The organism is Moraxella nasibovis, assembly GCF_029581575.1.
GTDB classification, from domain to species: domain Bacteria; phylum Pseudomonadota; class Gammaproteobacteria; order Pseudomonadales; family Moraxellaceae; genus Moraxella; species Moraxella nasibovis.
In genome coordinates this window covers 1,331,442-1,346,410 of sequence record NZ_CP089975.1, presented here as the reverse complement: position 1 = coordinate 1,346,410, position 14,969 = coordinate 1,331,442, and the positions used below count along the sequence as shown (strand labels likewise).

Here is a 14,969-nt window from a genome sequence, read left to right as displayed (position 1 = left end):
TACTCTACCACAACCAAATGTTGTCTTTTAATTGTTGTTCCAATGGTGTTAAGGTAGTGGTTGCGATATTGGAATTATTGTGTTTTGACATAGTAAAGGTAAATTTAGCTTTGTCTTTTTGTAAGAGAATACCTTTTTTATCGCCCCATTCCCAAATGTCATCAAAATCATATTGTAATGCATTGGCATAATAAGATTTGCCTAATAAATTTGGAGAAACATTCATTCCATGAATGCTTGTTGGATCGCTTGTATGACTGGAATGTGGGTTAGTATTGATGTTGTTTTCTAAACAAGAACTATCTGCTAAGTCTTTGGTAATTAGTATGCTAATTTCTTCAGTATTTTTGCCAACAGTAGTAATTTGGGTGATGCAATCCGAAATCACGGATTGTTTGTTGGTTTGATTCACAATACCGAAGCTATACATTTCATTTTGCAAATCATTACACTTTATATCACCTGCAAGAATGAGTTTTTCAATTTTCGAGTTTTCAGAAAATTCAATTAAACCCATATTTTTAATATCAATTTGAGTCCAATCAAAATCAATATTGAATTTACAATTTCTAATAACAGAATCTTTGACATTATCTGCCAACAATAATCCTGTTACTTCCATTTGTTCAATGGTGCTATTTTCAATATCACTAAACAAACGAGTAGACGATTTTTTAAATTTAATATGATAGCCATTACCATGATAATGCCCCTTAAAAATAGGGATAGGCGACCATATATCAGCACTGCTCATGTCAATATCTGCGGTTTGTAAAAAATAATAGCCCTTTTGAGCCACATCTGCTCGAATTAAAATGGAAAGATGTCCTGCACTTTCTATTAAAAATGGGTCATTAATTGTTCCAGCACCTTTGATGTTTTTAATAATTGTGCCGACTGGACTAGCACTTATTGCCAGACCACCTGATTTTTTCACTTCCTGAACGATTAGATCTCGCACTTTGGCAATTTTATCGTCCGAATAATTATTCCATAAACAATCTTTTAATAACAGCACATCGGAATAATCCACTTCCGTTCTTTGATTGGTGTGGGCAGAGATTTTTAATAAATTGACGACTTTATAAAATTTGCGATCGGATAAAAATTCTTCGTCATCTTCTTTAAATAGAGCATTGTGTGCTTGCCAGATGTTTTTTAATGCCGTTTGGATTTCGCTCGGTACGGTAACGGATTTGGCTTGGGTGCGAATGTCGTGCAATTCTTGTGGCGTTAATTTTTGCTCATCGGTCGGTGGTGTATAATCGCTCAAGTCAAAAAACTTAAACAACTCATCATCGCCCACATAATCCACCAATCGGCGAATCAAAAAACGGTCGTATAGGGCAGACAGTTCGCTTTGACCGTTTGGCAATTCGTTGGATGCAGAAATGAGCGATTGTAATGGCACTTCTGTCACGGTTGTGCCATTGTGAAATTTGCGTTCGTTTAGGATTGTCAAAAGAGCATTGAGAATAGATGAGCTTGCCTTAAAAATTTCGTCCAAAAAGGCAACTTGGGCGGTCGGCAAAAAACCGTCCGTTTTTCGTACAAAGCGGTCTTGTTTGAGTTCGCTGATGGATAACGCACCAAACAGCTCTTCAGGCGTAGAAAATTTGGTCAAAAGATACTCAAAATAAGTATTTTTACCCCCTGATAATGCGTCCGCCATTCGTCTTGCCACCATACTTTTGCCTGTACCGGGTGGACCGACCAGTACGATATGTTCGCCTGCGACCAATGCCAGTAGGGCGGATTTGATGACTTCTTCACGACCGATCATTCCTTGTGATAGGGCGTGTTGTAGATGAGTGAGTTTGGCTTTCATTGGATTGTCCTAAAAAATATGAATGATTGTCGGGATTGTAAAATGAGTATGGGGAATTGTCAATGGGGCGGGTGTATGATGTAATATACAAAAAAATACCCTGCAAAATACCCCTAAGAGATAATTTTGTCTTTATCCAAAGTGTATGAATTATGTTATAATAAAGCATGTTATTTTTAAGGATAAATCCCATGACTGAACGTTTTTCAACTGCGATTGACGAATTAAAAGCCAAATTTGGCAAGGCTTTGAGTACCAATTTGACCATGCGTACTCAGCACGCCCATACGATGAGCTGGCTTGCACCAGAGCCACCTGATGCCGTGCTGATGGCAACGGACAAACAGCAAATCAGCGAGGCGGTAAAAATCTGCAACGCCCACAAGATGCCTGTCATTGCTTTTGGTGTTGGGTCATCGCTGGAAGGTCAGCTCAATGCGCCGCAGGGTGGTTTGTGCATTGATATGTCGCAGATGAATGAAGTGGTGCGTATCGATGCGGAGGATTTGACCGCAACAGTGCAGGCAGGCGTGACTCGTGAGCAGCTTAATGAGGCGCTTCGCCATACAGGATTATTTTTCCCGATTGACCCAGGGGCGAACGCCAGTTTTGGTGGTATGACCGCCACTCGTGCGTCAGGTACGAATGCGGTAAAATACGGCACGATGAAGGATGTGGTGCTGAGTTTGGAGGTGGTGTTGCCAAATGGCGAAATCATCAAGACAGGCTCTCGTGCTAAGAAGTCATCGGCAGGCTATGATTTGACTCGCCTGATGATTGGCTCGGAAGGTACGCTTGGGATTATCACCGAAATCACTGTCAAGCTGTTTGGGCAGCCTGAGTGTGTCAGCAGCGGCGTGTGTCATTTCGATGATATTGATGCGGCGTGTCAGGCGGTGATGCTGACGGTGCAGTATGGCTTGCCGGTGGCTCGTTTGGAGCTGTTGGATGCGGTGCAAGTCAAAGCGTGTAATGCCTATTCAAAGCTTTCTTTGCCAGAAAAGCCGACTTTATTTGTGGAGTTTCACGGCACGGAAAATGGTGTGGCGGAGCAGGCGGAGATTTTCCAGAGTATCATCAGTGAATTTGGTGGGGTTGATTTTAAATACAGCAGTGATGAGGGCGAGCGTAAAAAGCTGTGGACGGCTCGCCATAACGCCTACCATGCCTCTAGGGCGTTAAAGCCTGACTATGAAAGCTTGTCCACGGACGCTTGTGTGCCGATTTCTCGTCTGGCGGAGTGCGTAAGCCAGACGGTGGCAGACATTGAGGCGGAAGGAATGATAGGTCCTGTGGTCGGTCATGTGGGCGATGGTAATTTTCATGTGCTGCTATTGCTGGATAAAAATAATCCAGAGGACATCACCAAGACCAAAGGGATTTTGGCTCGTTTGGCCAAGCGCGCGATTGCGATGGAAGGCACTTGCACAGGCGAGCATGGGGTGGGGCAGGGTAAGCGTGCCTACATGAACGATGAGCATGGCGAACAGGCGATCGGAGTCATGAAAGCCATCAAGCACGCCATCGACCCAAACAACATCATGAATCCTGATAAAATCTGGTATTGATGCACTAAGGGCGACTGCTAAGCCTATGATAGCCGACGCTTTCGCCCACATCGCCTACAAAGCCCATCTGCCGCCACAATTCATACAGACAAATGGACACAGAATTGGCAAGATTTAGACTGCGAGACTGTGGCAACATGGGCAATCTTAGCCAATTATCCTGACCAATATCATCACGCACCTCACTAGGCAAACCGTCTGTTTCAGAGCCAAAGACCATAGCAATACCACTGCCATTGCTATGATCAAATTCATGCTCATAAAAGGAATGGCTAAACTTGGTCGTCAATGCCACCACTTGCGCCACCCCCAAATCCGCCAATGCCTGACGACACGCCTGCCAATCTTCATGCACCTGCATCTGTGCATATTCATGATAATCTAGCCCTGCACGCTTTAACTTGGTGTCGTCAAGCTCAAAGGCAAGCGGTTTAATCAAATGGAGCTTCGCCCCTGTATTGGCACAAAGACGAATGACATTGCCCGTATTATTGGGGATTTTTGGAGAAAAAAGAATGATGTGAATGGTTGGCATAATTTGTACTTGGTTGATTGAGTTAAAGTCGTCAATAAAAGTTAAAGATTTGATTTCATGACATAAAAAAAGCGATGAATCCATCAGTTACATTTTGTCACTTAAATTTACATTTTGCTACACAAAAGACTGATGAATTTGAGTAAGATGAAAAGCGTAAGTCATGGGGCTATTCATCTGATTTCACCTGATTTTCACTTTTTATTGACTAATTTGACTAAGGAAATCGTCATGAAAAAACTACTTATCGCTGTCACTGCCGCTGCTTTTGTTTTGACTGGCTGCAATACCGTTAAAGGATTTGGTAAAGATGTCTCTAAAGCGGGCGATGCTGTGACTGACGGCGCTCAAAAAGTTGAGAAAAAAATCAAGCAGTAATCACAAATCTACATCTGGCAAGTTGAACCATACCAATCGACTTGCCACCCATGCCGAAATTGAACATTTCGGCATTTTTATTTGCCAGCTTATCGGTCCTATAAGATCACCCATCTGTCTTGTCAATCTTTAAGAGGCCTTACAAAAACTGACGCACCAGATGATTGACATAACGAAAACCCATTTCGGTGGGGCTAAGTAGCGTGGCATCATGTACCATAAAGCCTTCGTGCTGTAATGGCAACAGTTCATTATCAATACTGCTGACCAACAGCCCCGTCCGCTCTTCAAACATCTGCGTGGTCGCCCCATGTCGCAATCTTAGGGCATTCATCATAAATTCAAAAGGCAGACTTTCTTCATCAATCGGCTCAAAACTCACCATCTTAGGTGCGGATGATGGCGAAAAATTCAGATAATCTTTGGGTAGGCGAGATTTGTAAAAACGATAAATGCCATCGGCAAAGTCGGCATGATGACGCAAAGTAACCTTGCCATGAGCCCCAGCCCCAATCGCCAAATAATCGCCAAATTGCCAATAGTTGAGATTGTGCCGACATGGTGCGTCCTGACTGCCAGCCCACGCCGACACCTCATAATTATCAAAACCATGGCTTTTAAGCAACGCTCGCCCATCATCTTCAATGGCGTCCAGCGTCTCATCATTAGGCAAATCTGGCGGCGTGCGATAAAAAGCGGTATTAGGCTCAATGGTCAGCTGATACCAAGAAATGTGCGTCGCCCCAGCGTCAATCGCCATTTGCAAATCTTTGACGGCAAGTTGGGCAGTCTGATTGGGTAAGCCATGCATCAAATCCACATTCACACGCAAAAAGCCTGCTTTTTTCGCCTGTGTGATGGCATTGACCGCCTGCATGGGATCATGAATGCGCCCCAACACTTTTAAGGCTTGCTTATCAAAGGTCTGCACGCCAATGGATAAGCGATTGATGCCTATTTGTAAATATTCGGCAAATGGCGCATGCTCCACCGTACCTGGATTGGCTTCAAGGGTAATTTCACAGTCATCGCTAAATTCATAAATATCTCGCAACGCCGCAAACAGACGGCGAAACTCCGCCACAGGCAACAGCGATGGTGTACCCCCACCGATGAACACCGAGCCAATGACTCGCCCCTGCACAAAAGACTGCTGACTTTTGGCATCAGCGATGAGTGCATCAACATACTGGGCAAAGGGTGCAGTGAGCATCCCATCATCTGCTCCCTGATTGGCATTTGGCAAGGCGTGCGAATTAAAATCGCAATAAGGGCATTTTTTGACGCACCAAGGCACATGAATGTACAGCGACAATGGCACTTTGGCAGGATCTAATTCCAATAAAGGATTCATCAGTCGCTCGCCGAATTTTCATTAAAATCCGACTGGTCGGTTTGGTTTGATGATTGTTCTGCAATACTTTCAGACTTGGCAAAGTCAAATTGGCTAAGTTTGAATTTCATGTCGATGTGCTTTTCAAGGGCTGGCAGATTAAAGGCATCATTTTCGCTGACAAAACTGATGGATACGCCAGTATGACCTGCTCGCCCAGTGCGCCCAATGCGATGCACATAGTCATCAGGAATCTCTGGCAGGGTGAAATTCACCACATGCGTCACATCATCAACATGAATGCCACGCCCCGCCACATCTGTCGCCACCAAAATATTCACCTCGCCATCTTTAAAACGCTGTAAATACCGCTCACGCTTTTGTTGGGCGACATCGCCTGAGAGCATGGTAACTTCAAACTGACGGCGTAGATTGTCATACAGACGCTTGACTTGGTCTTTGCGATTGGCAAAAACGATGGTTTTTTTGACTTCATCGCCTGACAAAATCTCTCTGAGTGCCGCCATCTTTTCACGCTCTGTCAAAAGATAAAACCGCTGCTCGATGGCTTTATTGGTCTTGCTCTCTGGGGCGATTTCCACAAAGGTCGGATTGTGCAGCCAGCGATACGCCAGATTCATCACATCGGTGTTGAAAGTCGCTGAAAACAGCAGGCTTTGACGGTGCGTATTGGCGGGCATATGGCGCACGATACGCTTAATATCAGGGATAAAGCCCATGTCCAACATGCGGTCTGCTTCATCAAGCACGAACACTTCCACACGATCCAAAAACAGCACGCCCTTATTTACCCAGTCAATGATGCGCCCTGGTGTACCGATCAAAATGTCCAGCGGTCGGCGTTCTAGTTGCTTGGCTTGTTTGTCAAAGTCAGCGCCACCAGTGATGCAAAGATTGTACAGATTGCCAAAGCGAGTCAGCTCACGACAGTCAGCAAAAATCTGCTGAGCCAGCTCACGAGTCGGTGCTAAAATCAGCGCACGAGGCTCACCCAAAAATCGCTGTTCGTCATCGGCAAAAGGACGCTTCAATAGAGACTCAATGATGGTAATCAAAAAAGTCGCTGTCTTGCCCGTGCCTGTCTGCGCCTGACCGATGGCGTCTTGATTTGCCAAAGTATGTGGCAAAATCTGCGCCTGAATGGGGGTCAGTTTTTCAAAGTTCAGCGCACGCACCGCCTTGGCGGTCTGCTCGGATAAAGGCAAGTCGCTGAAATGTTCAAAAGTGCTGCTTTTTTGGGTTGGCTGAGTGTTTGAGTCCAAAACGCATCCTTAAAATAGTGGGGTAAATGTCGTGATTGACGGTAAAATTATCGGATAAATGCCGCTTTATCAGCATCATCTAAGATGCCATCAAGGCAAACGGTGTACGCTTCATAAGCTGCCGATTCGGCGAAAGCTATTTTTTGCTCATCGGTGGGCTTGATGTCAAATTTATAAATCTCGGTCAGTCCTTGCTGCCAGAAATCTCTGATGAGTGCTGTGATCTCATCGTCGCCAAAGTCTCTCACCAAAGCGTCTGAGAATCTTTTGACTTCTTGTCGTGCGTCATTTTGGCTGACATTGGTTTGGTGCATGTGGGCGATGCTATATACGCCATTGGTGGCGATGTTACAAATGCCCAATGCGGCTCTTTGTTTTTCGGTGAGCTTTGGCGCAGTGTCGGCGGCGGATGCGCCCATGCAGATAGTCATGGCAAATAAGCCTGTGGATAATTTTTGAATGATGTTCATGGCGTTCTCAAAAGTTTTGTGGTTACTTGTGGCTATTATAGCAATTTCTGACAATGATTTGCAAAATTATGCCATTTAAATTGTGTCATTAATATATCTTTAAATCACACCTTAATTGCTCCAAGCGTTGCTTAAAACTGCTTAATACTGCTGCTTGATTGCAATTTTGATGGGTGAGTTAGGGGCTTGGCGTTGGGATTTAAAATGCGTAATGATAGTTTAAATGAAATGTTTATTTAAATAAATTTAAATAAAATGCTCAATGAAATGATGTGTTAAAGGTGGAATTTGATGGCGAGCATGGGCGCCAAAAAGCTTGATAAAAGACGATGTTTTGCCATCAAAAAAGCCCGCCAAAAGCGGACCTTTTTCAATGATTAAAGCTTGGTTACTTCTTCTGCTTGCAATCCTTTGTCGCCTTCGGTCACAACAAACTCAACCGCCTGACCTTCTTTAAGAGAGCGGTAGCCTTCGCCCATAATCGCACGAAAATGCACAAACACATCTTCGCCTGTCGCACGCTGAATAAAGCCAAAACCCTTAGAGTCATTGAACCACTTGACAGTACCTTGTTCACGAACTGACATATTTCTTTCCTTTAAAAACGCTTAATCGATGTTCATCGCAAGCCAAATAGTAAGATTAAAAACAATCTTTATTCCAAATGCAGTGGGTGTGTTTTGTAAAGCATTTGCATGAAATCGTTACAAAAAAGCACAACCATGAATCACTACTGAAATTATCATACCAACGATAAATTAAGAATACAAGTGTTTTTTATAAAGATTCTGCAAAAATCCATAAAAATCTCTACAAAAAATGCGATTTGACGGCTGTTTTATTTAAATTTGTCACAAAAAATCTGCTAAAATGGCCGTAGGTTTTATGATTTTGATAATTTGGCTAAGGTTTTATAAAAAGGTTGTTATGAAAAAATCGATGCACATTTTGCTGATAAATGGACCAAATCTGCACCTTTTGGGCAAACGAGAACCGCACATTTATGGTGCAACCACGCTCACAGACATCGAAGGGCGTCTAGCAAAGTTGGCAGCTTGCCACAACATCAAATTGACCGCCTTTCAGTCCAATCATGAAGGTGAAATCGTCGATAAAATCGGCGAATTGGGCTTATTGGCGGACGAACACTCCCGCTTTGATGGTGTCATCATCAATCCTGCTGCCTTTACGCACACATCGGTCGCCATCAGAGATGCTCTGGCGGCGGCGGATAAGCCATTCATTGAAGTGCATTTGTCCAATGTCCATGCCCGTGAGCCGTTCCGCACGCATTCGTATTTTTCGGACAAGGCGGTGGGCGTGATTTGTGGGCTTGGCGATCTGGGCTATGACATGGCGCTAGACTGGTTCATCAAGCATTTTAATCGCTGATTACGCTCAATTTAAGCTTAAATTGAGTCAGTTTATCGCAAAAGTTTGGCTTAAAGATTTGCGCTCATCAAGCAGGCTTAGTGGCTTGGCTGTGATTGATAATGCGTAGGGTCGGCGATGCCTGCATCCAAAAATCCCTGTCGGCGCAAGGCACAGCTGTCGCACACACCGCAGGCACGCCCGTCATGATCGGCTTGATAGCAAGACACCGTCTTTGCGTAGTCCACGCCCAAAGATAGCCCAAGTTCTAGCGTTTGGGCTTTTGATAGGTTTTGTAATGGGGCGACGACCGACAGGCGGTTGCCAGCACGCCCAGCGATGGTGGCAAGATTGGCAAGCGACTCAAAGGCTTCGATGAAGTCGGGTCGGCAGTCAGGATAACCTGAAAAATCCACCGAGCTTACGCCGATGACGATGTGATTTGCGTTCATGACTTCGGCGGCAGCAAGCGCATAAGACAAAAAAATGGTGTTGCGAGCAGGCACATAGGTGACTGGTACGGCGTCAGATTTGGCATCGTAGTCTGGCACATCAATGCTGTGGTCGGTGAGTGCCGAGCCGCCCAGCTGAGCGATGTCAATGTCAATGATGCGATGGTCCACCCCAAGATTTTCGGTGATTTTTTTGGCGGCGATGAGTTCGCTAGAATGACGCTGACCATAGCGAAAGCTGAGTGCGGTGATGTCTTTAAAATTTGCCTTTGCCCAGTACAGGCAAGTGGTGGAGTCAAGTCCACCTGAAAATAGGACGATGGCTTTTTTGTTGTGAAAATCTTGATTCATAGGAGTGAAAAGGTGGTAAAAATTGACGAAAATTTTACCACAAAAATGCAGATTTTGCTGAGAATTTGGCGGCGCTTATGGTAGAATAGCTGGCTTTGGACTCATTTGACGAATTATGATTATGGACACAGAACTGATAAAAATCATCTTGGCGTTCGTGGTGCTGATCAATCCATTTAGCGCACTTGGACTGTTTTTGAACATCACCAAGGGATACAGCACGCACGACCGCAAAAAAGTGGCACAAATCGCCTGTCTTACAGTGCTGATCACCATCAGCTTTTTTACGCTGCTGGGCGAGGCTTTGCTTAAAGTGCTGGGGATTTCTGTCGGTTCGTTCCAAGTGGCGGGCGGCATTTTGGTGTTTTTAATCGCCATTAACATGATGAATGGCGGCGGCAACCCTGTCAAGCCAAATGAAGATGAAGTGGAGGTTAATTCATCTTTGGTGGCGTCAGCGGTGGTGCCACTTGCCATTCCGATGATGATCGGACCGGGCGGCATCTCGACGGTCATCATTTATTCCAGTCAGGTCAAGGGCGTGTTTCAGGTGGGCATGATTTTGATGGCGGGACTTTGCATCAGTTTGTTCTGTTATGCCTCGCTCATGGCGGCAGGGCGCATCAGTCGCTTTTTGGGGGATACGGGGCTAAATATCCTAAGCCGTATCATGGGCATGCTGCTTGCGGCGGTGGCGATTGAGATTTTGGTGAATGGGCTTAGAACGATTTTCCCGACGCTTTTGGGCTGATACACTTAACTAAAAAAGCGAACCCATGTTCGCTTTTTTTTGCTTAAAAAGACGCATTATTTTCCATCAAGCAGCATCGCATCGCCATAGCTAAAAAAGCGGTACTTTTGGGCGATGGCGTGGGCGTATGCTTGCTTGATGTTTTCCACGCCAGCAAAGGCGGAGACGAGCATGAGTAGGGTGGATTTTGGCAAGTGAAAATTGGTAATCAGCCGATCCACCACGCCAAATTCATAAGGCGGATAAATAAAAATCTGCGTATCGCCACGAAATTCGGTCAATTTGCCATCAAAGCGGTGCAAATGAGCGGTCTCTAGCGTGCGGGTTACTGTCGTGCCAACGGCGATGACTTTGTTGCCACACGCTTTGGTTTGGTTGATTTTGTCGGCGGTTGCCTGTGGTAGATGGGCGTATTCTGCGTGCATGATGTGGTCGGACAAATCGTCTGCCTTGACAGGGGCAAAAGTCCCTGCGCCCACATGAAGGGTAACAAACGCCATCTGTACGCCTTTGTCTTTTAGGGCTTGTAGGGTCGTCTCGTCAAAATGCAAACTGGCGGTAGGAGCGGCGACACTTGCTTGTTTGGCGGGGTCGTGAAACACCGTCTGATAGCGAGTGTCGTCATTGCCGTCCGCATCTCGCTCAAAATAAGGCGGAATCGGCATTTCACCAAATCGCTCCAAATCTGCCAAAATCGGCGCATCAAACTGCAAAACGAACAAATTTTCTGCTCGCCCCATCATGATGGCACGCATGTTGCCGTCCGCCAATTGCACCGTTTGCCCCAATTTTAAGGCACGGCTTGAACGAACATGGCAATGGGCGATGTGTTTGTCGTGGTCAATGATTCGCTCAACCAGCACTTCCACCGCACCGCCTGTGTCTTTGACCCCAAACAGGCGTGCCTTCATGACTTTTGTGTCGTTTAGCACGAGCAAATCGCCTGCATTTAGTAGGTTTGGCAAATCAGCAAATGCCAAATCCATGCGTGTGTCGCCAGCCACATGAAGCAGGCGAGAGCTTGACCGCACCGCCAAAGGATAGCGAGCGATGAGTTCCTCTGGCAGATGATAATCAAAATCGGCGGTTAGGAGTGGTTTTTTTGGTGTTTGGTCGTTCATGGAGATGTGAGTATAAATTGGCAAATCGTGATAAATAAACGCACCATTTTAGCAAAAATCCCCCACATTCGCCATGAAATTTTATGAAAAATTTGCCAAAGGGCGGATGTTTGCTTGCGTGGCATGGAAGCTGTCGGCAAGTGTAAAAATACCCACATTCAATGCTTTAAAAATTGGCAAAATGGGCGTATCATAAAGGCATCAATCCATAAAGACAAAAACCATGCTCATCAATATTGAAAATATCGCCAAACGACCGACTTCGCCACACCCTTTGCTCAATCTGGGATTTCGTATATTTTTTGTGGGGGCGGGAGTTTTTGCCATTATCAGCATGGGGCTGTGGTTTGCTGTGTTGCAGGGATTTACACCTTTTAAGGGGATGGTCAGTCCCTTTTATTGGCATGGTCATGAGATGATTTTTGGCTATGCGTTGGCGGTGGTGGCAGGCTTTTTATTGACGGCGGTCAAGACCTGGACAAATCAGACGATGCCATACGGCTGGCGTTTGGGAGTGATATTTGCAGCGTGGGCGGTTGCTCGTGTGGTATGGCTTGGGGTTCATGCCGTGCCAAGCGTTGCCATGTTGATGGTGGCTTTGGTGTTTGATGTGCTTTTTTGGGGCATGGTGGCGTGGGCGGTCATTAAAGCGGTGTGGCTGGCTCGTCAAAAACGACAGATTGGTATTGTTGCCAAACTTGTTCTGCTCATGTTTGCCAATCTGGTGTTTTATGCAGGCATATTCTTGAATCACATTGATGTGCAGGCGCAGTCCTTATATGTGGCTTTGTACCTTGTTATTGGGGTGGTATTGACCATCGCAAGGCGTGTGTTGCCGTTTTTTATTGCCAAAGGCGTGAGTGTCGATGATGATGGTAAGCCCAATGGCGTAAATATTGAACAAAAAAACTCTGACTTATTGGACAGGGTGAGTTTATTAGGCTTTGTGGGTTTTGTGGTCTTTGATGTGTTTACTGGCTTTTTTAAGATTGCCAGTGCATTTGCCTTGATGTGCTTGCTTGCCAATGTCTTACGCCTAAAAAATTGGCATCATCAGGGCATTTGGCAAAAGCCACTGCTATGGTCGCTATTTATCGCTTTTGGGGGTATGGTGGCAAGCTTAGGGCTGTTTGTGATTGCGCCTTTTGTTGATGGTGTGTTTAATGCTCATGCTTTGGGCTTGCATGGCTTGGCGTTGTTTGGCGTGGGGCTTATGACGATTTCTATGATGGCACGAGTGTCGCTTGGGCATACAGGGCGGAGTATTCATACACCGCCCAAGACCGTGAGCGTGATTTTTATGCTCATGATGGTCTCTGCCGTCAGCCGAGCGGTGCTGCCGATGTTTGGTGGTGAGTATATGAGATGGATTGCGCTTTCACAAGTCGCATGGATATTGGCGTTCATGCTGTTTTGTGTGTCTTTTGTGGGGGTATTATCGAAACCCAGAGTTGATGGCTTATTTGGCTAGCTCTGGGGATCAACACACCGCCCACCAAGTGCAAAATGTGTTAAAATAGCCATCAATTGACCAAAATACAAAACCGAGATTACCATGTTTAATCCCTTTAAAAAGAAAAACGCCATCAACATGAATGATGTCAAGCAAGTGATGAGCGAGTTTGTGCTGTATCATCAGCCTTTGACGAAGTTTATTGATGAGCAAAGCACGCATGACGATGTGCTAAACATTTCGCTAAAAATCCACAAAGATGCCAACCAAGCCGAGCTTGAAGCGATGTATCATAAATTGCGTGCCAGATTGTCCGAATTGGGCGTGATGGAAGTGAATTTGAATGTGGTTTTGACCGATAAAGTCGCACCTGCCCCCAGCGCCAACACTTCTGCTAAGGTGCAAACATTCACGCCAAGCGACAAAATCCCTGCATCTACAGACGAGCCTAAGCCTGCCAAATCTGCCCCCAAGCAAGCCGACATTGCGCCACACCCACGCATTCGCCACATCGTCGTGGTTGCCAGTGGTAAAGGCGGTGTGGGCAAATCCACGACCACCGTCAATATCGCCCTTGCCCTACAAAGACTTGGCAAAAAAGTAGGGATTTTGGACGCTGACATTTATGGACCGTCCGTGCCTGATATGCTGGGCGTGGCAGGCGTGCGACCTGTGGTTGAAAACGACCAATTTGTGCCGATTGACGCTCATGGTTTGGCGCTATTGTCCATCGGCAATTTGATTGAAAGCGACAACACGCCTGTGGCATGGCGTGGCGTGAAAGCGACTGGGGCTTTGATGCAATTATACAGCCAAACCAACTGGCCAAATCTGGATTATTTGGTGATTGATATGCCCCCTGGGACAGGCGACATTCAGCTTACCCTTGCCCAAAGAATTCCCATCACAGGGGCGGTGATTGTTACCACGCCGCAGCACATTGCCTTGCTTGATGCCAAAAAAGGCGTGGAGATGTTTGTCAAAACGGACATTGCGATTTTGGGCATTGTGGAAAATATGTCGCTACATACTTGCAGTGCTTGCGGTCATACGGAGGCGATTTTTGGGGCTGATGGCGGTCAGAGTATGGCACAGCTGTACGGCGTGCCACTATTGGGACAACTGCCGATTGATGCCAGTATTCGTGAAAAGATGGATAAAGGCGAGCCAAAACAGCTGGGCGAACAGATTACGCACATTTATGATGCCATCGCCAAAGGCATTGATGATGACATTGCCAAATACACCAAAACTCGCCAAGATGGGCGGATTTTTTAAAAAGGCTTTCTGTCACTTGGGCGGTTCGTGCGTTGCTTAAAATGGCGTTATCCTTTATAATGGCGAGCATTTTTAAGCACATTTTAAAATCAGATTAACATTAGGAAAACTCATGTCCATCAAATCAGACCGCTGGATTCGCAAAATGGCGACCGAACACGAGATGATCTCACCTTTTGAGCCAAAACAAGTCCGCCACAACGAGCAGGGCGATAAAATCGTAAGCTACGGCACTTCAAGCTACGGCTACGATGTTCGCTGCGCCAATGAATTTAAGGTTTTTACCAATGTGCATTCTGCCATCGTCGATCCAAAAAACTTCGACCCAAAAAGTTTTGTGGATATTGTTGGTGATGAGTGCATCATTCCGCCAAACTCATTTGCACTGGCTCGCACAGTGGAATATTTTAAAATCCCACGAGATGTTTTGACTGTCTGCCTTGGCAAATCTACCTACGCTCGCTGTGGCATCATCGTCAATGTCACACCGCTTGAGCCTGAATGGGAAGGTCATGTGACTTTAGAATTTAGTAACACGACCAACTTGCCAGCACGCATTTATGCAGGCGAGGGCGTGGCTCAGATGTTGTTTTTCCAATCGGACGCTGACGATGTGTGCGAAACTTCTTATAAAGATCGTGGCGGTAAATATCAAGGGCAAACGGGCGTTACTTTGCCAAAGACCTAAGCGCCAAAAACCTAATTGCCGAAAAACCAACCGTCAAAAACCTAAGCGCCAAATAAAAATCAGCGGTGAGAATTTGGTTACATAAATCTCATCGCATTATCCAAAAGAT

Annotated in this window: 15 protein-coding genes; 7 read left to right on the top strand and 8 right to left on the bottom strand. The window is 45.7% G+C overall.

Translation table 11 applies throughout. The features are described from left to right. Positions 1–4: 4 nt before the first annotated feature. Positions 5–1,828 (bottom strand): AAA family ATPase, encoded by a 1,824-nt coding sequence (locus LU290_RS06420; RefSeq protein ID WP_277807788.1) that lies wholly within the window; start codon positions 1,826–1,828, stop codon positions 5–7. A 191-nt stretch (positions 1,829–2,019) separates the two neighbouring features. Between LU290_RS06420 and LU290_RS06415 the strand changes: the two genes are divergently transcribed. Beyond that, a complete protein-coding gene (locus tag LU290_RS06415; RefSeq protein ID WP_277807787.1) occupies positions 2,020–3,396 on the top strand; it encodes an FAD-binding oxidoreductase in 1,377 nt (458 codons plus the stop codon). 4 nt (positions 3,397–3,400) lie between these two features. Here the strand turns inward: LU290_RS06415 and LU290_RS06410 are convergent, their stop codons facing one another. Then, positions 3,401–3,931, bottom strand: coding sequence for a tRNA (cytidine(34)-2'-O)-methyltransferase (locus LU290_RS06410; protein WP_277807786.1), 531 nt, complete (start codon positions 3,929–3,931; stop codon positions 3,401–3,403). Between the two features lie 231 nt (positions 3,932–4,162). Here LU290_RS06410 and LU290_RS06405 point away from each other — a divergent pair, with 231 nt between their 5' ends. Continuing rightward, on the top strand, positions 4,163–4,309 hold the full coding sequence (locus LU290_RS06405; protein ID WP_277807785.1) for an entericidin A/B family lipoprotein: 147 nt from the start codon (positions 4,163–4,165) through the stop codon (positions 4,307–4,309). A 139-nt stretch (positions 4,310–4,448) separates the two neighbouring features. Here LU290_RS06405 and hemW read toward each other — a convergent pair whose 3' ends face one another. The 4 genes from hemW to LU290_RS06385 form a co-directional block, all read right to left on the bottom strand. Continuing rightward, a complete protein-coding gene (gene hemW / locus LU290_RS06400) occupies positions 4,449–5,663 on the bottom strand; it encodes a radical SAM family heme chaperone HemW (protein ID WP_277807784.1) in 1,215 nt (404 codons plus the stop codon). Further along, on the bottom strand, positions 5,663–6,925 hold the full coding sequence (locus tag LU290_RS06395) for a DEAD/DEAH box helicase (RefSeq protein ID WP_277807783.1): 1,263 nt from the start codon (positions 6,923–6,925) through the stop codon (positions 5,663–5,665). Before LU290_RS06395 ends, hemW begins: the two co-directional genes overlap by 1 nt. A gap of 47 nt (positions 6,926–6,972) precedes the next feature. After that, positions 6,973–7,395 carry a hypothetical protein gene (locus LU290_RS06390; protein ID WP_277807782.1) on the bottom strand — a complete coding sequence of 141 codons (423 nt, stop codon included), beginning with the start codon at positions 7,393–7,395 and terminating at the stop codon, positions 6,973–6,975. Positions 7,396–7,772: 377 nt separating this feature from the next. After that, positions 7,773–7,982: a cold-shock protein gene (locus tag LU290_RS06385; RefSeq protein ID WP_277807781.1), complete on the bottom strand. Its 210-nt coding sequence runs from the start codon at positions 7,980–7,982 to the stop codon at positions 7,773–7,775. Between the two features lie 340 nt (positions 7,983–8,322). Between LU290_RS06385 and aroQ the strand changes: the two genes are divergently transcribed. Continuing rightward, the gene (aroQ, locus tag LU290_RS06380; RefSeq protein WP_277807780.1) at positions 8,323–8,787 is read left to right on the top strand and encodes a type II 3-dehydroquinate dehydratase; all 465 of its coding nucleotides are present in this window, start codon (positions 8,323–8,325) and stop codon (positions 8,785–8,787) included. Between the two features lie 77 nt (positions 8,788–8,864). Here the strand turns inward: aroQ and queC are convergent, their stop codons facing one another. Beyond that, positions 8,865–9,569 carry a 7-cyano-7-deazaguanine synthase QueC gene (gene queC / locus LU290_RS06375; protein ID WP_277807779.1) on the bottom strand — a complete coding sequence of 235 codons (705 nt, stop codon included), beginning with the start codon at positions 9,567–9,569 and terminating at the stop codon, positions 8,865–8,867. 121 nt (positions 9,570–9,690) lie between these two features. On the opposite strand from queC, the gene LU290_RS06370 reads away from it, so the two are divergent. Beyond that, complete coding sequence (locus LU290_RS06370) at positions 9,691–10,320, top strand: MarC family protein (RefSeq protein WP_277809572.1); 630 nt, start codon at positions 9,691–9,693, stop codon at positions 10,318–10,320. 56 nt (positions 10,321–10,376) lie between these two features. Here the strand turns inward: LU290_RS06370 and queA are convergent, their stop codons facing one another. Then, entirely contained in the window at positions 10,377–11,441 is a 1,065-nt protein-coding gene (queA, locus tag LU290_RS06365; protein WP_277807778.1) for a tRNA preQ1(34) S-adenosylmethionine ribosyltransferase-isomerase QueA, read from the bottom strand. Between the two features lie 223 nt (positions 11,442–11,664). Here queA and LU290_RS06360 point away from each other — a divergent pair, with 223 nt between their 5' ends. The 3 genes from LU290_RS06360 (at position 11,665) to dcd (ending at position 14,860) form a co-directional block, all read left to right on the top strand. Beyond that, complete coding sequence (locus tag LU290_RS06360) at positions 11,665–12,912, top strand: NnrS family protein (protein WP_277807777.1); 1,248 nt, start codon at positions 11,665–11,667, stop codon at positions 12,910–12,912. 84 nt (positions 12,913–12,996) lie between these two features. Next, complete coding sequence (locus LU290_RS06355; protein WP_277807776.1) at positions 12,997–14,172, top strand: Mrp/NBP35 family ATP-binding protein; 1,176 nt, start codon at positions 12,997–12,999, stop codon at positions 14,170–14,172. A 112-nt stretch (positions 14,173–14,284) separates the two neighbouring features. After that, complete coding sequence (gene dcd, locus LU290_RS06350) at positions 14,285–14,860, top strand: dCTP deaminase (protein WP_277807775.1); 576 nt, start codon at positions 14,285–14,287, stop codon at positions 14,858–14,860. Positions 14,861–14,969: the final 109 nt, after the last annotated feature.

Bases quoted from the DNA above. Each gene is read 5' to 3' on its own strand.
- LU290_RS06420 (WP_277807788.1), bottom strand. From the start codon at position 1,828: ATGAAAGCCAAACTCACTCATCTACAACACGCCCTATCACAAGGAATG.
- LU290_RS06415 (WP_277807787.1), top strand. From the start codon at position 2,020: ATGACTGAACGTTTTTCAACTGCGATTGACGAATTAAAAGCCAAATTT.
- LU290_RS06410 (WP_277807786.1), bottom strand. From the start codon at position 3,931: ATGCCAACCATTCACATCATTCTTTTTTCTCCAAAAATCCCCAATAAT.
- LU290_RS06405 (WP_277807785.1), top strand. From the start codon at position 4,163: ATGAAAAAACTACTTATCGCTGTCACTGCCGCTGCTTTTGTTTTGACT.
- hemW (WP_277807784.1), bottom strand. From the start codon at position 5,663: ATGAATCCTTTATTGGAATTAGATCCTGCCAAAGTGCCATTGTCGCTG.
- LU290_RS06390 (WP_277807782.1), bottom strand. From the start codon at position 7,395: ATGAACATCATTCAAAAATTATCCACAGGCTTATTTGCCATGACTATC.
- LU290_RS06385 (WP_277807781.1), bottom strand. From the start codon at position 7,982: ATGTCAGTTCGTGAACAAGGTACTGTCAAGTGGTTCAATGACTCTAAG.
- aroQ (WP_277807780.1), top strand. From the start codon at position 8,323: ATGAAAAAATCGATGCACATTTTGCTGATAAATGGACCAAATCTGCAC.
- queC (WP_277807779.1), bottom strand. From the start codon at position 9,569: ATGAATCAAGATTTTCACAACAAAAAAGCCATCGTCCTATTTTCAGGT.
- LU290_RS06370 (WP_277809572.1), top strand. From the start codon at position 9,691: ATGGACACAGAACTGATAAAAATCATCTTGGCGTTCGTGGTGCTGATC.
- queA (WP_277807778.1), bottom strand. From the start codon at position 11,441: ATGAACGACCAAACACCAAAAAAACCACTCCTAACCGCCGATTTTGAT.
- LU290_RS06360 (WP_277807777.1), top strand. From the start codon at position 11,665: ATGCTCATCAATATTGAAAATATCGCCAAACGACCGACTTCGCCACAC.
- LU290_RS06355 (WP_277807776.1), top strand. From the start codon at position 12,997: ATGTTTAATCCCTTTAAAAAGAAAAACGCCATCAACATGAATGATGTC.
- dcd (WP_277807775.1), top strand. From the start codon at position 14,285: ATGTCCATCAAATCAGACCGCTGGATTCGCAAAATGGCGACCGAACAC.